Annotated in this window: 21 protein-coding genes; 9 read left to right on the top strand and 12 right to left on the bottom strand. The window is 71.5% G+C overall.

Annotated features, from left to right (window positions below; translation table 11 throughout):
- Positions 1–55 precede the first annotated feature (55 nt).
- Together pssA and RC1_RS06840 are read right to left on the bottom strand one after the other, a co-directional pair.
- Positions 56–946: a CDP-diacylglycerol--serine O-phosphatidyltransferase gene (pssA, locus tag RC1_RS06835; RefSeq protein ID WP_012566622.1), complete on the bottom strand. Its 891-nt coding sequence runs from the start codon at positions 944–946 to the stop codon at positions 56–58.
- The gene (locus RC1_RS06840) at positions 946–1,638 is read right to left on the bottom strand and encodes a phosphatidylserine decarboxylase (RefSeq protein ID WP_012566623.1); all 693 of its coding nucleotides are present in this window, start codon (positions 1,636–1,638) and stop codon (positions 946–948) included. Before RC1_RS06840 ends, pssA begins: the two co-directional genes overlap by 1 nt.
- A 204-nt stretch (positions 1,639–1,842) precedes the next feature.
- On the opposite strand from RC1_RS06840, the gene RC1_RS06845 reads away from it, so the two are divergent.
- From RC1_RS06845 to RC1_RS06865, 5 genes are all read left to right on the top strand, one after another.
- Positions 1,843–2,250, top strand: a complete 408-nt coding sequence (locus RC1_RS06845; RefSeq protein ID WP_012566624.1) for a response regulator — start codon at positions 1,843–1,845, stop codon at positions 2,248–2,250.
- A 152-nt stretch (positions 2,251–2,402) separates the two neighbouring features.
- Positions 2,403–3,149, top strand: a complete 747-nt coding sequence (locus RC1_RS06850; RefSeq protein WP_012566625.1) for a DUF6969 family protein — start codon at positions 2,403–2,405, stop codon at positions 3,147–3,149.
- A gap of 115 nt (positions 3,150–3,264) precedes the next feature.
- On the top strand, positions 3,265–4,371 hold the full coding sequence (spbR, locus tag RC1_RS06855) for a SpbR family protein (protein ID WP_012566626.1): 1,107 nt from the start codon (positions 3,265–3,267) through the stop codon (positions 4,369–4,371).
- A 43-nt stretch (positions 4,372–4,414) separates the two neighbouring features.
- A complete protein-coding gene (locus RC1_RS19985) occupies positions 4,415–5,299 on the top strand; it encodes a DUF3618 domain-containing protein (RefSeq protein WP_012566627.1) in 885 nt (294 codons plus the stop codon).
- Positions 5,296–6,279, top strand: coding sequence for a YihY/virulence factor BrkB family protein (locus tag RC1_RS06865; protein ID WP_012566628.1), 984 nt, complete (start codon positions 5,296–5,298; stop codon positions 6,277–6,279). The genes RC1_RS19985 and RC1_RS06865 overlap by 4 nt, the downstream gene beginning before the upstream one ends.
- Before the next feature lie 36 nt (positions 6,280–6,315).
- On the opposite strand, the gene hrpB is transcribed toward RC1_RS06865, so the two are convergent.
- From hrpB to RC1_RS06895, 6 genes are all read right to left on the bottom strand, one after another.
- On the bottom strand, positions 6,316–8,823 hold the full coding sequence (gene hrpB, locus RC1_RS06870; RefSeq protein WP_041786143.1) for an ATP-dependent helicase HrpB: 2,508 nt from the start codon (positions 8,821–8,823) through the stop codon (positions 6,316–6,318).
- Positions 8,824–8,923: 100 nt separating this feature from the next.
- The gene (locus RC1_RS06875) at positions 8,924–9,958 is read right to left on the bottom strand and encodes a TAXI family TRAP transporter solute-binding subunit (RefSeq protein WP_012566630.1); all 1,035 of its coding nucleotides are present in this window, start codon (positions 9,956–9,958) and stop codon (positions 8,924–8,926) included.
- Between the two features lie 28 nt (positions 9,959–9,986).
- Positions 9,987–10,661: an ABC-type transport auxiliary lipoprotein family protein gene (locus tag RC1_RS06880; protein ID WP_012566631.1), complete on the bottom strand. Its 675-nt coding sequence runs from the start codon at positions 10,659–10,661 to the stop codon at positions 9,987–9,989.
- Complete coding sequence (locus tag RC1_RS06885; RefSeq protein ID WP_012566632.1) at positions 10,658–11,620, bottom strand: MlaD family protein; 963 nt, start codon at positions 11,618–11,620, stop codon at positions 10,658–10,660. The genes RC1_RS06880 and RC1_RS06885 overlap by 4 nt, the downstream gene beginning before the upstream one ends.
- A gap of 4 nt (positions 11,621–11,624) precedes the next feature.
- Positions 11,625–12,440 (bottom strand): ABC transporter ATP-binding protein, encoded by an 816-nt coding sequence (locus tag RC1_RS06890; protein ID WP_012566633.1) that lies wholly within the window; start codon positions 12,438–12,440, stop codon positions 11,625–11,627.
- Positions 12,400–13,554: an MlaE family lipid ABC transporter permease subunit gene (locus RC1_RS06895; protein WP_012566634.1), complete on the bottom strand. Its 1,155-nt coding sequence runs from the start codon at positions 13,552–13,554 to the stop codon at positions 12,400–12,402. The genes RC1_RS06890 and RC1_RS06895 overlap by 41 nt, the downstream gene beginning before the upstream one ends.
- 159 nt (positions 13,555–13,713) lie before the next feature.
- Here RC1_RS06895 and RC1_RS06900 point away from each other — a divergent pair, with 159 nt between their 5' ends.
- Entirely contained in the window at positions 13,714–14,229 is a 516-nt protein-coding gene (locus RC1_RS06900; protein WP_012566635.1) for an adenine phosphoribosyltransferase, read from the top strand.
- On the opposite strand, the gene RC1_RS06905 is transcribed toward RC1_RS06900, so the two are convergent.
- From RC1_RS06905 to RC1_RS06915, 3 genes are read right to left on the bottom strand one after another with little or no spacing between them, the layout of a single operon-like run.
- Positions 14,217–15,008: an ABC transporter permease gene (locus RC1_RS06905; protein ID WP_012566636.1), complete on the bottom strand. Its 792-nt coding sequence runs from the start codon at positions 15,006–15,008 to the stop codon at positions 14,217–14,219. The genes RC1_RS06900 and RC1_RS06905 overlap by 13 nt on opposite strands.
- Positions 15,005–15,790 (bottom strand): ABC transporter ATP-binding protein, encoded by a 786-nt coding sequence (locus tag RC1_RS06910; protein WP_012566637.1) that lies wholly within the window; start codon positions 15,788–15,790, stop codon positions 15,005–15,007. The genes RC1_RS06905 and RC1_RS06910 overlap by 4 nt, the downstream gene beginning before the upstream one ends.
- A 2-nt stretch (positions 15,791–15,792) precedes the next feature.
- Positions 15,793–16,812: an ABC transporter substrate-binding protein gene (locus tag RC1_RS06915; RefSeq protein ID WP_012566638.1), complete on the bottom strand. Its 1,020-nt coding sequence runs from the start codon at positions 16,810–16,812 to the stop codon at positions 15,793–15,795.
- A gap of 203 nt (positions 16,813–17,015) precedes the next feature.
- On the opposite strand from RC1_RS06915, the gene RC1_RS06920 reads away from it, so the two are divergent.
- A complete protein-coding gene (locus RC1_RS06920) occupies positions 17,016–17,375 on the top strand; it encodes a dihydroneopterin aldolase (RefSeq protein WP_012566639.1) in 360 nt (119 codons plus the stop codon).
- Entirely contained in the window at positions 17,368–18,144 is a 777-nt protein-coding gene (locus RC1_RS06925) for an SDR family oxidoreductase (RefSeq protein WP_012566640.1), read from the top strand. The genes RC1_RS06920 and RC1_RS06925 overlap by 8 nt, the downstream gene beginning before the upstream one ends.
- A 21-nt stretch (positions 18,145–18,165) precedes the next feature.
- Here RC1_RS06925 and RC1_RS06930 read toward each other — a convergent pair whose 3' ends face one another.
- Entirely contained in the window at positions 18,166–18,972 is an 807-nt protein-coding gene (locus RC1_RS06930) for a creatininase family protein (RefSeq protein WP_041785192.1), read from the bottom strand.
- A gap of 75 nt (positions 18,973–19,047) precedes the next feature.
- Here RC1_RS06930 and RC1_RS06935 point away from each other — a divergent pair, with 75 nt between their 5' ends.
- On the top strand, positions 19,048–19,845 hold the full coding sequence (locus tag RC1_RS06935) for a phosphodiesterase (protein ID WP_012566642.1): 798 nt from the start codon (positions 19,048–19,050) through the stop codon (positions 19,843–19,845).
- Positions 19,846–19,886 lie beyond the last annotated feature (41 nt).

Consider the following 19,886-nt stretch of genomic DNA (forward strand, 5'->3'; position numbering starts at 1 on the left):
GGCAAAAGACGGCGGGGGGGCTCGTGGCCCCCCAGCCGGTCGGACGCGCGGGCGGTCAGGACCGCGCCGCGCCGTCCTCTGCTGCTGCTTCTGTCGCTACGGGCGATCCGGCCGGGGCCGCGCCGGAACCGGCATCCGCCGGCGTGGCCGAGAGCCGTTCCGCCTCGTCCCTCAGGCGCTCATAGTGCTTCACGCTGAGGGGCAGGCTGCCGAGATAGGCGATGCCGATGACCGTCAGCGTCGCCCAGGGCGCACTGACCAGCCCCGCGGAGATCGCGGCCACGCCGATCAGCACGAAGACGACATAGCGCGGCGGGATGCGCAGGCCCTTGAGCGAGAAGGTCGGCAAAGCGCTGACCATCAGGGCCGCGATCGCCACGACCCACGGCACCACCAGCCAGGAATGGTCGAAGATGCCGGTGCCCAGTTCCAGCGTGGCGATCAGCGGGAGGATGGCAAGCCCCGCCCCCGCGGGAGCCGGCACGCCGGTGAAGTAGTTGTAGGCCCAGGCCGGCTTCTCCACGGCCATCCCCAGCGCCGTGTTGAACCGGGCCAGCCGCAGCGCCGCGCAGATACCCAGCAGGACCGCGGCGATCCAGCCGAAGGTCCCGGCGTCCTTGAGGACCCAGACATAGAGGATCATGGCCGGAGCGACGCCGAAGCTGACCACGTCCGAGAGGCTGTCCAGCTCCTCGCCGAACTTGCTCTGCGCGTTCAGCAGGCGGGCGATCCGGCCGTCCAGCGCGTCGAAGACGGCGGCGACGACGATGGCGATCACCGCCGGCTCGAACCGGCCTTCCAGGCCGAAGCGCATCGCCGTCATGCCCGAGGCCAGGGCCAGGAGCGTCAGGACGTTCGGCAGCAGCTTGTTGACCGTGAGGCCGCGCAGGCGCGGCGGCCGGACCCGGCGGCCCCGCCGCCCGAACACCCGGGGCGGGCGGACCATCAGCGGATCTCCCCCTGCCGCGCCGGCTCGACGCCGTAGAGGTCGGCCAGGATCGTCTCACCCGCCACCATGCGCTGGCCGACGCAGACCAGCGGCGGCGTGCCCTTGGGCAGGTAGACGTCGCAGCGGCTGCCGAAGCGGATCAGCCCGTAGCGCTCACCCGAGCGGACGGTCTGGCCCGGCTCGATGTGGCAGATGATGCGGCGGGCCACCAGACCCGCGATCTGCACCACCGCGACCTCGCGCTCATCCGGCAGGACGACGCGGACGGAGTTGCGCTCGTTCAGCTCGCTCGCCTTGTCCAGCGACGCGTTCAGGAAGGCGCCCGGATGGTACTCCACGGCCCGCACCACGCCGTCCACCGGCATGCGGTTCACATGCACGTCGAAGACGTTCAGGAACACGCTGACGCGGGGCAGCGGCTCGGGGCCCATGCCGAGTTCCGGCGGCGGGGCGGCCTCGGTGATCATGGAGACGACGCCGTCGGCGGGGCTCACCACCAGTCCGTGACCGACCGGGGTCACCCGGTCCGGGTCGCGGAAGAAGTAGGCGCACCAGCCGGTCAGGCCGAGGCCGATCCAGCCCAGGGCCGGGGACAGGGAGAAGAGAAGCGCCGCGACGACTGCGAAGGCGGCGATGAAGGGCCAGCCGGCGCGGTGGATCGGGACGATGACGGTCTTGAGCGCGGACATGCGGTTGGAACACCCGGGTTGAGGAAAATCACATTCTAAAGACATGGACGGCGGAAATTAAGCCCTTCCGCCGTCATGCAGGGATGACGTGGCGCCGCTGGATCCTACCTCCATCGACATATTTCGAATTCGCACACAAGTTGGGATTAACCGTTCCTTGCCTCCTGCGGCATGATGCGAATCCCCAAGCGAGGCAGTCCGGTAATGCACGTCCAGGTCAAGATCCGCGCGGCGTCGCGCGCCCTCCGCCTTCTGGTGGCCGAAGACGAAGCCGTCATCGCCCTGGGCCTGAAGCAGTTCCTGCTCAGCGCCGGCCATGACGTCTGTGGCATCGTCGCCACCGCTGACGATGCCGTCGCAGCGGCCGGACGCCTGCACCCCGATCTGGTGCTGATGGACATCATGCTGCGCAACGGCGATGGCGTGGACGCCGCCTGCTCCATCTGGGAAGCCTACCGGATCCGCAGCCTGTTCATGAGCGCGCTCGATATGGCGACCCAGCGTGACCGGGCGGCCGCCGCCTATCCCCTGGGATTCCTCACCAAACCCTACCGCTGCGAGGACCTGCTGTCCCGGCTGGAACAGGCGGCCTGCGCCGGGATCGGCGCCTGACCCGCGGGGGGTGCCGCCCCCCTCTGACCGATCGGTGCCCGAAGGGTGCTTCCCATGGGCTTTGCCCACAACTACAGTGGGGATGGCGGCGTTTTGCCGCGGCCGTCCCGCGTGGCTGCCACGGGGGCGGTGACCTCTCCGCGAAGGGTGTCATGGGCGATCTGGACCTGCTGACCCAGGACGAGCTGGAGGCCCTGACCGAGGCCGCGCGGGAGGTCGCGCTCTGCGCCCGTGTCCTGGCGAAGACGGGCGACAATGTCATCTCCGAGGTGCTGCGGGGGGCCGGTCCGTTCTACGAGTGGCGCCATTACCCGCCCAGCGACGTCTATGACAGCGAGTACCACGCCCAGTTCTATTATCACGCCCATCCCCCGGAGGAGCGCGTGGAGGGCGAGCACGGCCATTTCCACACCTTCCTGCGTCCGCTGGGCATGCCCGAGGGGATCAGGCCCGTCGCCCTGCCGGACCTGGAGCCGGACGAGGACGGCAACGACGCCCTGGCCCATCTGGTCGGCATCTCGATGGACAGGTCGGGCCGGCCGATCCGCCTGTTCACGACGAACCGCTGGGTGACGGGGGAGACCTGGTACAGGGCGGAGGACGTGATCCGCATGCTCGACGGCTTCGTCGTGGACCACGCCCGTCCGAGCTGGCCGCTGAACCGCTGGATCACGGCGCTGGTGCGCTTCTACCGACCGCGGATCACCACGCTGCTGATGCAGCGCGACGCGGCGGTCGCCCGCTGGCAGACAGATCACCCCGACAGCTATGTCTACGATGACCGCGGGCTGGAGGTTCCGTCGGAGACGGCGGTCGATCTCGATTCGGACATGGCCGCGGTAGAGGCGGCAATGCGCAGGATGCGGCGCGGCCTGCGTCAGGCGGGCGGCAGGCGCTGAGAGTCTGCTGCAAATTGCCTTCGCAAACCGGCCCGTCCTGCTTTAAAACTGTCAGACGGTCCGACTCCCCAACGGGCAGGGCTTCCCCATGTCACGGCAGGACGACAGCGCCCCCATGTCCGATACCCTGAGCCAACAGGACGTCCTGCGGCTGTTGCAGGATCCGTCCCCGCAGACCCGGGCGGACATGGCCGGGAAGGTCGCGGGCCAGTTCTCCGGCAAGCACCTCTCGGCCTCCGAACGTGTGCTGGCAGAGGACATCGTCCGCATCATGGCCAAGGATGTGGCCGTGCGGGTCCGTGCCGCCCTGTCGGACAGCCTCAAGACCAGCACTTCGATCCCGCGCGACGTGGCCCTGACCCTCGCCCGCGACGTGGAGGAGGTGGCGCTGCCCTTCATCGAGGTGTCGGCGCTGCTGAGCGAAACCGACCTGATGGAGATCGTCCACACCGGGTCGGAACAGAAGCAGACCGCCGTCGCCAAGCGTCCCGACGTGACCGAGAAGGTCGCCGACGCCCTGGTTGACAAGGGCGCGGAACAGGCGGTCGCGGCGCTGATGGCGAACGAGGAGGCGGCGGTGACGCCGACCGCCATGGATCGCGCGCTCGACCGCTTCCCCGGCAGCGAGACCGTACAGGGTCCGCTGATCAACCGCAGCAAACTCCCGGTGACCGTGGCCGAGCGGCTGGTCACCATGGTTTCCGAGCAGCTCCGCCAGCAGCTCGTCTCCCGCCATGACCTGCCGGCCGATTTCGCCGCCGACATCATCCTGCAGAGCCGTGAGCGCGCGACCTACGCTCTGGTCGGTGAGGCCGGTGAGGATGAGCTTGAGCGGCTGGTGGACCAGCTCGCCCGTGGCGGCCGGCTGACCCCGTCTCTGCTGCTGCGCGCCCTCTGCGTGGGCGACCTGCCGTTCTTCGAGGTCGCCATGGGCCGGCTGGCTGGAGTTCCGGCCGCCAATGCCCGGCTGCTGATCCACGATGCCGGTCGCCTGGGTCTCCGTTCGCTGTGCGAGAAGGCGTCGCTGCCGGGCCACCTCTATCCGGCCGTCCGCGTCGCCGTGGACGTGGCGCGGGAGACCGAGTTCGACGGCGGTGACCAGGATCTGGAACGGCACCGCCGCCGCATGCTGGAGCGCATCCTCACCCAGTTCGAGGAGATGGCCAGCGAGGATCTGAACTACCTGCTGCGCAAGCTGTCCGACCTCAACGTCGCCGCCTGACGGGATCAGGCGGTGCGGCGCACGGAACCTGCGGAAGTGCCCGATGTTCACCTTCGGCCAAGCCGAAGGGGGACAGCCGACGATGGCCGGTGCCGACCATACCCGGGACACGATGCGCGGCGCTGCCGCGCAGGACGACAGGAACAGCCGCGCGCATGCCAGCCGCGATCCGGCTGACATAGAACGCGAGATCGACGCCATCCGTGGCCGGATGGAGGAGACCCTGCGGGCACTGGAGGGCCGGCTCACACCAGACAGGCTCGTCGACTCCGCGGCCAACGCCTTCCGGAGCGCCGGTCAGGTCGGCCCGACTCTGGACGATGTCGTCGATGCCGTCCGGCGCAACCCGCTTCCGCTGCTGCTGATCGGCGCCGGTGTCGCCTGGATCGCCTATGACCTGCTGCGGCGCGACGGTTCCCGCTCGGCTGCGATGCCGCAGCATTCCCCTCCGCAGGAACACGCGGCGGCGGCTCTCGTCGCCGATCTGGTCGGGGTCGCCCGTCAGGCGACGCGGACCCTGCGCCGCGCCGGGATGCATCTGCCGGAAGGACCGACGCGCCTGCTCCTGCGCGAAGCGGCGGAGGAGCGGGGCCTCACGGCCGCGCTGTTGCAGTCCGAACTGCACCGGCTGGTCGGCTGGACCGTCCATGGCACCGCGCCCGGCGGCCTGGAACTGGCCGGATGGCGGCAGGTCGAAGCGCTGCTGGCCGACGGGGCCGAGGCGGACCTGACCGCCGCCATCGCCACGGCCGAGGCGGAGACGGAGGAATGCTTCCGCGCGGCGCTGGCGCATGACCTGCCGGGTGAGCTGCACCTGATCGTCGCCGCCCGTCTGATGGAGGTTCGGCGCACCCGGGAACGGCTGGCACAGCGCCTGGCGCGCGGTGCCACGGGCTCCGAAGACGGGGCGGCGGAGAGGGCCGCATGACCGGGGGCGCGCGGCACACCGATCGGGAGGCGGACCATGCGGCGGATCAGCAGGGCCGCCATGCCGACAGTCCCAGCCAGATCCCGGCCCGCGGCTGGTGGTCGATCCTGAAGCGCACGCTGGCGGAATCGTCCCGTGACAATGTCTGGGTCGTGGCCGCCGGTGTCGCCTTCCTGACCCTGCTGGCGATCTTCCCGGCGCTGACGGCGACCTTTTCCCTCTACGGGCTGGTCGCCGACCCGCAGCAGGTCGAAGAACAGGTCGCTGCCCTGGCCTCCGTCCTGCCGGCGCAGGGCCGGGAGGTTCTGGTGGGGCAGCTCCATGCACTGGCAGGGCAGAGCGGAGAAGCCCTGGGCTTCGGTCTCGTCATCGGCCTGGGAATTGCGCTCTGGTCGGCTTCCGGTGGCGTCAAGGCGCTCATGAGCGCGCTCAACATCGTCTACGAGGAGGAGGAGAAGCGCAGCTTCCTGCACTTCACCGGGACGGCGCTGGCCCTGACGCTGGGCTTCATCCTGCTGCTGATCTTCCTGATCGCCGTCGTCATCGCCACCCCGGTGGTGCTGGGCTTCCTCGGTCTCGGCGGGACGGCGGATGTCCTCGTGCGACTGCTGCGCTGGCCGCTGCTGGCCTGCGGGATCGCCGGCGCTCTGGCGGTGCTGTACCGCTACGGTCCCAGCCGGGCCCGGGCGCGGTGGCGCTGGGTGAGCTGGGGGTCGGCCGCGGCGACCCTGCTCTGGATCGTCGGGTCCATCGCCTTCTCCCTCTACATCACCCATTTCGCGGATTACAACGCCACCTACGGATCGCTGGGGGCCGGCATCATCCTGCTGCTCTGGCTCTATCTGGGCGCCTATGCGGTGCTGCTGGGGGCGGAGCTGGATGCGGAGATGGAGCACCAGACGGCGCGCGACACCACGACCGGGCCGGAACGGCCCATGGGCAGCCGCGACGCCCGCATGGCCGACACCGTGGCGAAGTGACGGTCGGGGGCATCCCGGTGCCGTGGAGGGTTCCGGTCAGGAGGCCGGCGGCCGGCGCTTCGCCCGCGCCGTCGGTTCCGCCTGCAAGGGATCGTCCGGCCAGTAGTGCCGGGGGTAGCGTCCGGCGAGGTCCTTCTTTACCTCCCGGTACGCGTTGGCCCAGAAGGAGGCGAGGTCGCGCGTCACCTGCACCGGGCGGTGCGCCGGCGACAGCAGGTGCAGCAGCAGCGGCACCCGTCCGCCGGCGATCCGCGGCGTCTCCGCCTCGCCGAACAGTTCCTGGAGCCGCACAGCCAGCACCGGCTCCGCCGCCGCATAGTCGATCGGGATGCGGGAGCCGGTGGGCACGGTGACATGGGTCGGCGCCAGCCTGTCCAGTTCCTGCTTCGCCTGCCAGTCGAGCATTCCGGTCACGGCGCCGTGCAGGTCGATGCGGTCCAGATGGCCGCGGCGGGTGACCCCGGACAGCCACGGGGCCAGCCAGTCCTCCAGCCCGTCCAGGAGGGCCGCATCTCCCATGTCGGGCCACGGCTCCCCCAGGGTCCGGCGCAGGAAGCCGACCCGCAGGCGCCAGGCCTCCAGCTCCTTCGTCCAGGGCAGGCAGGACAGGCCCATCTCCCGGATGCCCTCCAGCAGGGCGGGCAGCACCCGGTCGGCGGGCGGTGGCACCAGGGGTTCGTCCTTCAGCACCAGCCCGAACAGCCGGCGACGGCGGCGGGCCAGCACGGCCTGCTCGCGGCTGTCCCAGGCGACCACCTCCTCGCGGCGCAGCGCGTCGGCGAAGTCCTCCTCCAGGTCGGCCTGGGTCAGCGGGGCGGCCAGGAAGATGCGGGCGTCGCGCCCCTGGCCATCCAGGTCGGCGACCGCCAGGAAATCGGCCGTCGCCAGCGGGTCCGTCGGGTCCAGGGCGGCACCGCGCCCACCGGACAGCCGGAACTGTCCCGGCGCACCGGGCCGGCGTTGTGCGACCCTGTCCGGGTAGGCCAGGGCCAGCAGGGTGCCGGCCGCATCGCTGCCGGTGTCCCCGGCCGGGCCGTCGATCTGGCGTTCGAGCTGCCGGGCCTGCTCCCGGACCTGGTGCAGGCCGCCCCGGTCCACGCGCGGATCGCCCCGGCGCTCCTCCAGCAGGTCCAGGCGCAGCCGCAGGTCGGCGTCGCGCGCCCCGCCGCGCAGGAGGTCGCGTTCCCCCAGCACGGCGGCGATGCGGCAGGCCAGCCGCTTGTAGCCCCGCCCGGCACCGGCGATGACCATATGGGCGAGGCGCGGGTGCAGCCCCAGCTCCGCCATGCGGCGGCCGTGCGGGGTGATGCGCAGCCCGTCATCCAGGGCGCCGAGCTGGCGCAGCAGGTCGCGGGCCTGGGCGAGAGCGGCCTCCGGCGGCCGGTCCAACCAGGGCAGTTCCGCCGCGTCGGTGATGCCCCACTGCGCCAGTTCCAGGGCCAGCGGGGCCAGATCGGCGCGCAGGATCTCCGCCGGGGTGAAGGGGATCAGGGCGCGGTCGGCCGCCTCGCTCCACAGCCGGTAGCAGACGCCGGGTTCCAGGCGGCCGGCACGGCCGCGCCGCTGGTCGGCCGAGGCGCGGGAGACGCGCACCGTCTCCAGCCGCCCCATGCCGCTGCGCGGGTCGAACCGCCCGATGCGCGACAGGCCGGCATCCACGACGACCCGGATGCCCTCGATGGTCAGGCTGGTCTCGGCGATGGAGGTCGCCAGCACCACCTTGCGCCGGCCGGCCGGGGCGGGCCGGATGGCGGCGTCCTGGGCATCCAGCGAGAGGTCGCCGTAGAGCGGCGTCAGCAGGATGCCGTCGCGCAGGGGCGGATCGGACAGCAGCCTCTCGACCCGCCGGATCTCGCCGCCGCCGGGCAGGAAGACCAGCACGCTGCCGCTCTCTTCCGCCAGCGCGCGCCGGACCGCGCGGGCCGCGGCCTCCTCCGTCCGGTCGCCGGCGGCGGGCTCGATCCAGCGGGTCTCCACCGCATAGGCGCGGCCCTCGCTGGTCAGCACCGGCGCACCGCCCAGCAGTTCCGCCACCGGACCGCCGTCCAGGGTGGCGGACATCACCAGCAGGCGCAGGTCCGGCCGCAGCAGGGCCTGGGACTGCAGGCAGAAGGCCAGCGACAGGTCGGCATCCAGGCTGCGCTCGTGGAACTCGTCGAACAGGACGGCGGCGACGCCCTCCAGTGTCGGGTCGGCCTGGAGCCGACGCAGGAACAGCCCCTCCGTCACCACCTCGACGCGGGTGCGGGCGGAGATGCGCGAGTCCAGGCGGACCCGGTATCCGACCGTCTCCCCCACGGCCTCGCCCAGCATCTCCGCCATCCGGCGGGCGGCGGTGCGGGCGGCCAGCCGGCGCGGCTCCAGCATCACGATGCGACCGTCCGCCGCCCAGGGCCGGTCCAGCAGGGCCAGCGGCACCCGCGTCGTCTTGCCCGCGCCCGGCGGCGCCTGGAGCACGGCGGCAGCCGTGCGGTCCAGGGTCGCGGTCAGGTCCGGCAGGATGCCGTCGATGGGAAGCGGGGAGAAGGAAGGCTGGGAAGTCATGGCTCCGCCCGGCAGCATGCGGCGCCCCTCATAGCGCATCGGGGCGGGGCCATGGAACCGCCGGGCGTATCCCAGGGGGCCCCGGGAGACTTCCTGGGTGTCAGGGGGAGACCTGGCCGGCCTCCGTCAGGGCGCGCTCCGCCCCGGGGTGGCGCGGCGCCACCGCCACGGGTCCGGCCAGGATGTCGCGGCCGACTGATCGCAGCGCCGGATGCAGGCCCCCCAGATCCTCCGCCCGGTCCAGAATGCTCCGGGTCAGGTCGTGGATGGCCCCTTCGTCCACCGCGGCCGTGGTCACCAGCATCGCCACCACCCCGACGGAGGGCACATCCTCGTCGGCCCCGGGATAGAGCCCGCCCGGGATCGCCGCCTTCACGAGATCCGGACGCTCCGCCACAAGCGCATCCACAGGCGTCCCCTCGATGGGCACGAGAACGCCGCTGCACCCCGTGACCGCCTGCATCACGGCACCGTTGGGATGGCCCGCGGCGAAGACCACAGCCTCCGCCTTGCCATCGCAGAGAAGCTCACCCTGCCGGTCGGGCGACAGGTCGGACAGGCCGGCGAGATCGGCATCGGTCCAGCCGAAGCGGCGGGCCACCGTCTCGAACAGGGTGCGGATGGCCGATCCGGCCGGGCCGGCATTGACCGTCCGTCCTTTCAGGTCGGCAAAACCGGCGATGCCCGAATCCGGCGCAGCCAGAATCGCCAGCGTCTCGGCATGCAGCGTCAGCACGGTCCGCAGGTCGGCAAAGGGACCGGCGGCAGCGAACCGTCCCTCCCCCGAGAAGGCCTGCCGCACCCAGTCGGACTGGGCGATGGCAAGGTCGATCTCGCCCGCCCGCAGGGCGTTCAGGTTGAAGACCGATCCCTCCGTCGCCTCCACGAGGCAGCGCACCCGGCCGTCGCGGTTGGCGAGACTGCACAGCGCAGCCCCGACCGGCAGGTAGAGGCCGGTGACGGCTCCCGTGCCCAGCACCAGATCCCGTTGGGCTGGCTTGGCCGCCGGCGGCGCCATGGCCGGCTGGGGGGCGGTGGTCTGTGCTGCCGTGTGCCGGGCAGCGGCGAGCGACGGGGCCAGGAGGGCGGGAACCGCAAGCGCGGCGCCGAACAGCGAGCGTCGGGGGATCGTCACGGGAGAAACCGGTCGTTGCGGAGGGATATCAGCGGTCAAAGGCGGCCGGGATCGGATCGGCCTCGACGTTCGCATGGCCCTGGCGGATCGTCCATTCGACCATCCGGCGCATGACAGCTTCCAGCGCATCGTCCATCGCCTCGATCATGTCCGAGAAGGCAGAGCCCTTGGCGGGCACCTGGGCCTCGAAGGACTCGCTGGCGACGATGATGCGGCGCGGCATCCGCACCAGTTTCGCCGTCATCCGCACACGGCCGACGGGGCGGCTCTCCCCCGGGGTGCCGCCGTTGTACTCGGCCTGGAAGTCGCGCAGATCCGTCTTCAGGATGAAGTCGGCGCGCAGGCCGGTCGCCTCGCGGCCGACGGCGACGATCCGGTTGCTGTTCTCGAAGGATTCGATCAGCAGGAGCTGCGCCATCGACGGCGCCCGATCGACCCAGTTGGCGCCGGCGAAGTAGGTGAGACGGCTCTGCGTCTCGCCGAGGGCGATGCGGGCCGTGTCGATGCCGGTGTTCGCCAGGGGCGTCTCCACCAGGAGCTGCCAGTCCACCCGCGGCAGGCCGGCCGTGAACTCCCGCGCCGGGGACAGCACGTAGAGCCGCGGCGGCGGCGGCGTCAGCACGTCCGCCACGCTGCAGCCCCCCAGCAACGGCAGGGTCGCGGTCAGTCCCAGCAGCCGCCGACGGTTGGGATCGAACGTCATTTCACCTCCACGCCGGTCCGGCCGGTGCCGAAGATCAGTTGCGACGGGTCGCGTTCCAGCCGGCCCGTCACCCGGGACAGGTTCGCCGCCAGATCCTGGAGCTGGATCGTCAGGGCGCCGAACTCATAGAGCGTCTCGTTCGTGAAGTCGCGGATCGGTTCGCGGTTCTCATGCACCATGGCCCGCACCTCCTCCGCCGTCGTCGCCAGCGACGACGTCAGACGGGTCAGGTCGCGGGAGGTCTTGGCCAGTTCGGCCGCGACGGTCTGCACGTCGGCACCGACCCCGGCGACCACCTTGTTGGCGTTGCCCAGGAGCTGCGTCGCCTGACGGCTGACGGCCTTCACCTCCGTGCGCAGCTCACCGACGAGCTGGTCGGCATTCCGCATGGTCGTGTTGGCGCCGTCGCTCGCCGCCGCGAGATTGCCCAGGATGGCGGCGAACGCCTTCTGGTTCTCGTCGTTCAGCAGGGTCGAGACCTTCTCCGAGATGGCGATGAGGTTCCCCAGGAGCTGCGGTGCCTGCGCCAGCACTTCCGCGATGGTGCTGGGGCGCGACGGGATCACCGGGATGCCGCCCTCCTCCGCCGCCAGCAGTGGCGCGTCACGGGAACCGCCGGCGATCTCCACATAGACGCCGCCGGTGACGCCGACCGGCTCCAGCGACGCGAGGGCGTCGGTCTTGATCGGGGTGTCCTCCGGCACCTCCACCGTCACCTGCACCCGCTCCACGTTGTCGGGATCGAGGCGGATGTCGGAGACGGTGCCCACGGCCACGCCGCGGTAACGGACCGGACTGCCTTCGACCAGCCCCGTCACCGTGCCGGTGAAGTAGATGCGGTACGGCGTCGTCGCCCCTTCGAGCTGGACCTTCGCCAGCCAGACGACGAAGACGAACAGCCCCGCGACGAGCGCGAGCACGAAGGCACCGACGATGGTGTAGCTGGCCCTATTCTCCATCCGCTCACTCCTTCGCCGCACGCGCAGCGCGGCCCCGCGGACCATGGAAATAGTCGCGGATCCAGGGATGCTCTTCCTGCACCAGGGTTTCGGTGGTGCCGACAATGAGGCGCTTGTCGATCAGGACGGCGATACGGTCGCAGATCGCATAGAGGCTGTCGAGGTCGTGGGTCACCATGAAGACGGTCAGCCCCAGGCTGCGCTTCAGGTTGCCGATCAGCTCGTCGAAGGCGGCGGCACCGATCGGGTCCAGCCCCGCGGTGGGCTCGTCCAGGAACAGGATCTCCGGGTCGAGCGCCAGGGCGCGCGCCAGACCGGCGCGCTTGCGCATGCCGCCGGAGAGCTGTGAGGGGTATTTGGCGCCGGCATCGGGCGGCAGCCCGACCATGGACACCTTCACCCGCGCGATCTGTTCCATCATGCCCGGCGGAAGGGCGGCATGTTCCTTCAGCGGGACCATGATGTTCTCCAGCACCGTCAGGGAGCTGAAGAGGGCCCCGTCCTGGAACAGGACGCCCCAGCGGGACTGCATCCGGCGCACCGCCTCCGCGTCCAGGCCGGTGGTGTCCTTCCCGAACACCTCGATGCGGCCGCCGCTCGGGCGGATCAGCCCGATGATCTCCCGCAGCAGCACGGACTTCCCCGTGCCGGAGCCGCCGACCAGCCCCAGCACCTCGCCCCGGTAGACATCCAGATCCACCCCGTCATGCACCACCTGGGCGCCGAACTGCGTGCGCAGGCCGCGCACGCGGATCACCGCCTCGCGGCGGCCGCCGGGCTCAGATGCCGAGGTAGGAGAAGAGGATGGAGAAGAGAGCATCGAGGACGATCACGAGGAAGATGGAGACGACGACCGAGCGGGTGGTGAGCTGGCCCACGCTCTGGGCGCTGCCGGTCACGCGCAGCCCTTCGTAGCAGCCGACCAGGGCGATGACGATGGCGAACACCGGCGCCTTGACCAGCCCGACGAACAGCGTGGTTTCGTTGACCGCGAGCTGGAGCTGCTTGAGGAACTGGCCGAAGGTGATGTCGAGATAGCTGTAGGCCATCACGGCGCCGCCGAACAGCGCCACCACGTTGGCGTAGAACCCCAGCAGCGGCAGTGCGACCATCAGCGCCAGCAGCCGCGGCAGCACCAGCAGCTCCACCGGGTCCAGGCCCAGCGTGCGCATGGCGTCCACCTCCTGGTTCACCTTCATGGTGCCGATCTGCGCCGTGAAGGCGGAGCCGGAGCGGCCGGCGACGATGATCGACGTCATCAGGATGCCGATCTCGCGCAGGACGCCGATGCCCAGCAGGTTGACGACGAAGATCTCCGCCCCGAACAGGCGGAGCTGGTCGGCACCCTGGTAGGCCAGGACGATGCCGATCAGAAAGGACAGCAGGCCCACGATGGGCAGCGCGTTCAGGCCGACCTGCTCCAGATGGAAGACGAAGGGGGTCATCCGGAACCGGCGCGGCTGGCGCACCAGCCGCAGGGCCGTGACGGTGACCATGCCCAGGAAGCCCAGCAGCTTCGCGGCATCCTGCCCCGCCTCCACGGTCGCCCGGCCGACCCGCTCCAGCAGGTCGTGCATCGGCTCGTAACGGGGGAGCGCGGGACTGTCCGCCCGGGAAGCGCGGCGCACCTCCCGCAGCAGGGCGCAGAGATCGGGCCGGGCACCGACGATGGCAACGGTATGGCCTTCGGCGCGCAGCCGCTCCGCCAGCCGGTCGATCAGCAGCGCGCCGGCCGTGTCCAGCGCGACCAGGCCGCTCAGGTCGATGCAGACGGACGACGCGGGCCGGTCCGGCCCCGCCGTGCGCAGCCGCTGGTCCAGGCGCGGCACGGCCGACAGATCCCAGCGACCGCCGGCCGCCAGGACCCACTGGTCCTCCTCCCAGGCCGTACTGATCCAGCCGGGGTCCTTCGTCGCTTCAGCTCCTGCCCGCATGCCTCACTCCGCGCCGGGGTGCGCCCTTCCGAGGCGGCCTGCCCACTTGACAGGAACCGCCCGGGCCGGTCAACACCGGCCGGTCAACGGGTTCCGGGCGGCCGGACCCGACGGGTAGGCCGGAACAGCCGGCAGCCCCGGTCCGCGAAAGGGTCAGCCATGGACATCCGTTCCCACATCCGCACCGTGCCGGACTTCCCCAAGCCCGGTATCCTCTTCTACGATATTTCGACCCTGCTCGCCCATGCCGAAGCCTGGAAGGCGACGGTGGAGAAGCTGGCCGAGGCGGTCGCCCCGCACAAGCCGGACCTGCTGGTCGGCATCGAGTCGCGTGGCTTCCTGGTCGCGGCGCCGCTGTCGCTGGCCCTGGGCTGCGGCTTCGCCATGGTGCGCAAGAAGGGCAAGCTGCCCGGCCAGACGATCCGCTACACCTACGATCTGGAATACGGCACCGACACGGTCGAGATTCAGGCCGACGCCATCGCCCCCGGCCAGCGCGTGGTCGTGCTGGACGATCTGCTGGCGACCGGCGGGACGATGGCGGCGGCGATCCATCTGCTGCGCAGCGTCGGCGCCGACGTGACGGCCGCGGCCTTCATCATGGAGCTGGCCTTCCTGAACGGCCGGGACCGGCTGGACGTGCCGGCCGAGGTCCTGATCAGCTACGAGTCCTGAGCGGGCCCAAGCTCGCTCTCGTGCCAGCGCCGGAGCAGCCGGCGCTGGAGCCACGACAGCGCCGCGAAGATCGCTATCCCCAGCAGCGACAGCAGCAGCAGCGCGGCGAACAGTCGCGGGATGGCGAGCCGGTTGCCCGACTCGACGATCCTCCAGGCAAGCCCCGAGGCTGTACCGGAGCCGGCCACGAACTCGGCCACCACGGCCCCGATCAGGGCCAGCCCGCCCGACACCTTCATGCCCGCCAGGATATAGGGCAGCGCCGAGGGGATCTGGAGCCGCCACAGCGTCTGCCAGCGGCTGGCGCCATGGAGGCGGAACAGGTCACGCAGGTTCGGGTCCACCGACGACAGCCCCAGCGTGGCGTTCGACAGGATCGGGAAGAAGGCCACGATCCAGGCCAGGATCAGCAGGGCGAGGTCGATCCGCTCATAGCCGACCCAGATCACCACCAGGGGAGCGATGGCGACGACCGGCGTCACCTGGAGGATGACGGCATAGGGGTAGAGCGCGGCCGCCAGCAGCCGCGACCGGCTGAACAGCACGGCCAGCGCCACGCCGCTGACGACGGCCAGCACGAAGGCCTGGACCGTGATCAGGACGGTCACCCGGAGCGACGGCAGGAGGATGCCGGCATCGGCCACCAGGGACTGGAGGATCAGGGACGGCGGCGGCAGCACGAAGACCGGCACCGCCGCCACGCGCACCGCCCCTTCCCAGACGGCGAGCACGACCAGTCCCAGCAGGGCCGGCAGCAGGCGGCGCAGGGGTCCGGTCACGGCATCCCTCCCCCGCCGGCGCTGTCACCCATGGCCGCCGCCAGCAGGGCCGACGCCTCCCGGCACAGGACGCCGAATCCGGCCTCCGTCCGGAGATACGGCCGGCGCGGCCGGGGAAGATCCACCGCCATCTCCGCCACGATGCGACCGGGACGGGGCGACATCACGGCGATCCGGGTGGAGAGGTAGACCCCTTCGAAGACGCTGTGCGTCACGAACAGCGCGGTGACGCCGGTCTCCTGCCACAGCGCCAGCAGCTCGTCGTTCAGGCGGAAGCGCGTGATCTCGTCCAGCGCCGCGAAGGGCTCGTCCAGCAGCAGCACGCGCGGCCGGGTCACCAGCGCCCGCGCCAGGGCCGCGCGCATCCGCATGCCGCCCGACAGCTCCCGCGGGAAGGCCGCGGCGACGTCCACCAGCCCGACACGGGCGAGCTGCTCCGCCGCGCGCTCCCGCGCTTCCGCCTTCGCCACGCCGGCGAGATCCAGCGGCAGACGCACATTGTCGGCGACCGTCGCCCAGGGCATCAGCGTCGGCTCCTGGAAGACGAAGCCGATGTCGCCGGGGCCCGGCGGCGCAGACCAGTGGACGCCCCCCGCGGTGGGGGGCAGCAGACCGGCGATCAGGCGCAGCAGGGTGCTCTTGCCGCAGCCGGACGAGCCGAGCAGGCTGACGAACTCCCCGCGCGCGACGGTGAGACCGACATCGGCCAGGGCCTCCGTTCCGGCCGTGCCTCCGGGGGCATAGCGCAGACCCAGCCCCTCGCTCCGGAGCAGCGGTTCCACGCTCAGGGCCGTCCCTCCCGGCCGTGTCCCTTGTTCACGAAGCGCAGGTCCACGCCCTGCCGCCAGTCCAGGTCCGCGGGATAGAGGCCCAGTTGCTTCATCTCCGCCGTGAAGGCTTCCCACCGGGCCGCCGTCATGGCGCCGACACCGAGGGTCGCCGCGTCGCCGCTGTCCACGATGCCGTAGTCCAGCATGCGGGCGCGGGCATAGGCGGTGGTGGCGTCGTCCATCTCCGGATTGTCCTTCTTGATCAGGGCGTTGGCCGGTGCCGGGTCACCGTAGAGGTAACTGTACCAGCCCTCGATGCTGGCATCGACGAAGGCCTGCACCACCTCCGGCTTCCGCTCCAGAAGCTCGCGGCGGACCATGATCATGGCCGAGTAGCTGAGGAACCCGTTGTCCGCCAGCAGGAAGACCCGGGGCGTCACCCCTGCCTTGGTGGCGGTGAACGGTTCGCTGGTCAGGTAGCCCTGCTGGATCGCCGTCGGATCGACCAGGAAGGGGGCGATGTTGAAGGTGTATTTGCGGATCTGGCGGTCCTCGAACCCGTAGCGGGACTTCAGCCAGCGCCAGATCGTGTTGACCGAGGGATCGCCGATATGGATCGGCTTGCCCTTCATGTCCGCGAGCGCCCGCACGTCGTCGCGCGGATGCGTCATCAGGATCGTCGGGTCCTTCTGGAACAGGGCCGCCACGGCAACCACCGGCGCCCCCGCCTGGACCATGTTCAGCGGGAAGAAGCCCGAGGAGCCCATGGCCGCGTCGATCGCCCCGGCGGCCAGCAGCCGCTGCGAATCCATGCCCGGCCCGCCGGGGCGGAGCTTCACCTCCAGCCCGTGGCGGGCATAGATCCCGGTGGCAAGCGCCTGGTAGAAGCCGCCATGTTCGGCCTGCGCCACCCAGTCGGTCATGAAGGTCAGCGTCTCCGCCGCCCGGGCCGGCCCGGAGAGCGCGAACAGCGCAAGGATGCAGGCAAGGAACCGCCCCGGTCGGAACGGCCGCAGACCCGGCCCGAAACGCATGCCATCCTCCCCGCCTGTCATCCGGGCAGCCTGTCATCCGGCCAGCCCCGCCACCTGATCCGCTGGCCCGCCTGGACCCCGGCCGGAAGGATAGGGCGCCGACCGCCGTTGCCAAGCGGCTGGAGGATATCCGCCCGCCGCGACCGCCGCTATGCTGCCGCGCGACCCCTTGTCCCGATCCCGGCCGCCATAGGTTTCCGTCCATGTCGCACCTGCGCATCCTCGTCAACGGCGTCGCCAGCCACCTGCGCCTCGCCCCGGCGGAAACCGCCGTCCCCGTCCTGGTCAGCGTCTGGCTGGAGGCGGCGATTCCCGGTCCGTTCGCCGGCGATACGGCCGACATCGACCGCACCGTGGACTACAGCCGGATCGTCCGCTTCATCCTGGAGCGGCTGGACGGGCAAGGTCCGTTCCCGAGCCCGGAGGCGGCGGCACGGGCGGTCGCCCGGTTCGTTTTCGCCGAGGACGAGCGCATCCGCAGCGTGCGCGTCGCCCTGTCCGGGCGGGAGGGGGGCGGCCCCGCCGCGACCGTCGAACTGAGCCTGGAGCGCGACCATGCCTGATCCCCTGTCCCCCGCGCCGCAGCCCCTGGTCCTGGTCACCGGCGGGGCGAAGCGGCTGGGCCGCGCCATCGTGGAAGCCTGCGCCGCGGAGAGCTGGAGCGTGGTGATCCACCACCGCGCCTCCGCTGCCGAGGCCGAGGCGCTGGCCACCACCCTGCGGGACCGGGGCGTGGACGCCGCCACCGTAGCCGGCGACCTTGCGGACCCGGACGCCGCGTCCGCACTTGTGGAGTCGGCGGCGGCAGCGGCCGGGCGGCCGGTGACGGCTGTCGTCAACAGCGCCTCCGTCTTCGAGTGGGACGGGATCGGCACGCTGACCGCCGAGAGCTTCCTGCACCACATGCTGCCGAACGCACTGGCGCCCTGCCTGCTGATCCAGGGCCTGCTGCGGCAGTTGCCCCGGGGCGTGCAGGGCGCCGTGGTCAACCTGCTGGACCAGAAGCTGGCCGCCCCCTACGGCGACCATTTCTCCTACACCCTGAGCAAGTACGCCCTGATGGGAGCGACGGAGACGCTGGCCCGGTCGGAAGCGCCGCGGCTGCGGGTCAACGCCGTGGCGCCGGGCTACACCCTGCCCGCACCGGGGCAGAGCCGGGCGGAATTCGAGCGCCTGCACGGCCGCACGCCGCTGGGGCACGGTCCCGCCCCGGCGGAGATCGCGGCGGCGGCAATCTTCCTGCTGCGCACGCCCTCCGTCACCGGGCAGACCGTCTATGTCGATGCCGGGATGCGCTTCCAGCAGCGCACCCGCGACATCGGATTCGACTGAGGGGGTTCCACCGAAGCCGGATCAGCCGCCCGGCTCCGCACCGTCCCAGGGCAGCGGCAGGCGGTGGACCTCCCCGACCAGGGTCGCCAGCGCCGTCGCCGCGTGCTCCAGCAGGGCCTGCCCGGCCTCCGCCGTCGCCAGCCGGGCGTCACCGACGGCACCCGCGGGGTTCAGGTCGCCGGTCATCCAGCCCGTGCCGATACGGCCATGGCTGCGCAGGAAGCGGTTCCCCGCCGCCACGGCGCGGGCCGCGCTGGGAAAGTCGGCGATGCGGTCGCGCCGCACGAGGTCGGGGCGGAGATGCAGCATCAGACTCGTCTCCACCGCCCCGCCATGGATGCCGAACTCCAGCTCCTCCGGCGGGAACAGGCCGGGCGGGTAGCCGAACCGTGTCCAGGAGGCGGGCACAACCAGCAGGCCCCGTCGCACCCGCAGGTCCACCGCCATCAGGTCCAGCAGCGGCGGGTTGCCGCCATGGCTGTTGAACAGCACCAGCCGGCGCACCCCGGCGGCGTGCGCGCCCTCCGCCAGTTCCGTCCAGGCGGCCCGCGCCGTCTCCGCCCGCAGGGTCAGCGTGCCGGGGAAGCCGCCATGCTCCGGAGAGTGGCCGACCCCCTGCGCCGGCAGGGCCAGCGCCGGCAGCTCCGGCGGCAGCAGGGCGAGCGCCCGCTCCAGGATGCCGCGGTTGATGACGGCATCGGTGGCGAGCGGCAGGTGCGGCCCGTGCTGCTCCGTCGCCGCCACGGGCAGGATGGCGACCGTACCGGGCGGCAGGGCGCGGATATCCTCCGTCGTCAGTTCGTCCCAGAAGCGGGTGCGCAGGACCATCACTCTCCCCATCCTTCTCCACAGGCCCCATCTCTCTGCACAGGACGAGGATAGTGGCAGAGGGAGGCCGCGGCCATGCTGATCGCCCAGTTGACGGACCTGCACGTCACCGCCCGCGGCGCCCGGGCGTTCGGAGAGGTGGACACGAACGACGCCCTGGCCCGCGCCGTGGCCCATGTCGCCGCCCTGCCCCGCCGGCCGGATCTGGTCGTGGTGACCGGGGACGTCGTCAACGGGCCGCAGCCGGGCGAGTATGCGATGGCGGCGGAGCTGCTGGCCGGGCTGGGCCTGCCGCTGCTGGTCATCCCCGGCAACCACGACGACCGCGAGGAGCTGCGCACGGCCCTGCGTCCGCTGGACCCGGGGCTGCCCGACGGGCCGTACCTGCACCGCATGATGGATACCGGGCCGCTGCGCATCCTGGCGCTGGATACCGTCGTGCCCGGCCGGCCGGAAGGTGCTCTGGACGCGCCGCGGCTGGCCTGGATTGCCGACCGGCTGGCCGAGGCCCCCCATGAACGGCCGCTGCTGGTGCTGATGCACCACCCGCCCTTCGTGAGCGGTATCGGCCACATGGACCGCATGAACTGCGCCGGTGCGGACGCGCTGGCCGGCCTGCTGCGCGGCCGCACCGTCGCCGGCCTGCTCTGCGGCCATGTCCATCGGCCGATCGCCGCCCACTGGCGCGGCATTCCCTGCTTCTGCGGCCCCGCTACGGCGCATCTGGTCGCCCTGGACCTGGAGCCGGAGTCTCCGGCCCGCTGGACGCGGGAGCCGCCGGCGGTCGCCCTGCACCTGTGGGACGACGCGCACGGCCTGCGCACCCATCTGAGCTTCATCGGTGATTTCCCGCCGGCGCGCTTCCCCTGGTAGGGGCGCCCCCGGGCTGCTCCACGGTAGGGGGTTGCCGCCGG

Source organism: Rhodospirillum centenum SW, from assembly GCF_000016185.1.
In the GTDB taxonomy this organism is placed as follows: Bacteria; Pseudomonadota; Alphaproteobacteria; order Azospirillales; family Azospirillaceae; genus Rhodocista; species Rhodocista centena.

What these genes read in the sequence shown, in the direction of transcription:
- RC1_RS06915 (WP_012566638.1), bottom strand. Translation starts at nt 16,812, where the DNA reads ATGCGTTTCGGGCCGGGTCTGCGGCCGTTCCGACCGGGGCGGTTCCTT.
- RC1_RS19985 (WP_012566627.1), top strand. Translation starts at nt 4,415, where the DNA reads ATGTTCACCTTCGGCCAAGCCGAAGGGGGACAGCCGACGATGGCCGGT.
- spbR (WP_012566626.1), top strand. Translation starts at nt 3,265, where the DNA reads ATGTCCGATACCCTGAGCCAACAGGACGTCCTGCGGCTGTTGCAGGAT.
- RC1_RS06850 (WP_012566625.1), top strand. Translation starts at nt 2,403, where the DNA reads ATGGGCGATCTGGACCTGCTGACCCAGGACGAGCTGGAGGCCCTGACC.
- RC1_RS06890 (WP_012566633.1), bottom strand. Translation starts at nt 12,440, where the DNA reads ATGCTCTCTTCTCCATCCTCTTCTCCTACCTCGGCATCTGAGCCCGGC.
- RC1_RS06935 (WP_012566642.1), top strand. Translation starts at nt 19,048, where the DNA reads ATGCTGATCGCCCAGTTGACGGACCTGCACGTCACCGCCCGCGGCGCC.
- RC1_RS06930 (WP_041785192.1), bottom strand. Translation starts at nt 18,972, where the DNA reads ATGGTCCTGCGCACCCGCTTCTGGGACGAACTGACGACGGAGGATATC.
- RC1_RS06845 (WP_012566624.1), top strand. Translation starts at nt 1,843, where the DNA reads ATGCACGTCCAGGTCAAGATCCGCGCGGCGTCGCGCGCCCTCCGCCTT.
- RC1_RS06920 (WP_012566639.1), top strand. Translation starts at nt 17,016, where the DNA reads ATGTCGCACCTGCGCATCCTCGTCAACGGCGTCGCCAGCCACCTGCGC.
- RC1_RS06900 (WP_012566635.1), top strand. Translation starts at nt 13,714, where the DNA reads ATGGACATCCGTTCCCACATCCGCACCGTGCCGGACTTCCCCAAGCCC.
- pssA (WP_012566622.1), bottom strand. Translation starts at nt 946, where the DNA reads ATGGTCCGCCCGCCCCGGGTGTTCGGGCGGCGGGGCCGCCGGGTCCGG.
- RC1_RS06880 (WP_012566631.1), bottom strand. Translation starts at nt 10,661, where the DNA reads ATGACGTTCGATCCCAACCGTCGGCGGCTGCTGGGACTGACCGCGACC.
- RC1_RS06840 (WP_012566623.1), bottom strand. Translation starts at nt 1,638, where the DNA reads ATGTCCGCGCTCAAGACCGTCATCGTCCCGATCCACCGCGCCGGCTGG.
- hrpB (WP_041786143.1), bottom strand. Translation starts at nt 8,823, where the DNA reads ATGACTTCCCAGCCTTCCTTCTCCCCGCTTCCCATCGACGGCATCCTG.
- RC1_RS06925 (WP_012566640.1), top strand. Translation starts at nt 17,368, where the DNA reads ATGCCTGATCCCCTGTCCCCCGCGCCGCAGCCCCTGGTCCTGGTCACC.
- RC1_RS06885 (WP_012566632.1), bottom strand. Translation starts at nt 11,620, where the DNA reads ATGGAGAATAGGGCCAGCTACACCATCGTCGGTGCCTTCGTGCTCGCG.
- RC1_RS06895 (WP_012566634.1), bottom strand. Translation starts at nt 13,554, where the DNA reads ATGCGGGCAGGAGCTGAAGCGACGAAGGACCCCGGCTGGATCAGTACG.
- RC1_RS06865 (WP_012566628.1), top strand. Translation starts at nt 5,296, where the DNA reads ATGACCGGGGGCGCGCGGCACACCGATCGGGAGGCGGACCATGCGGCG.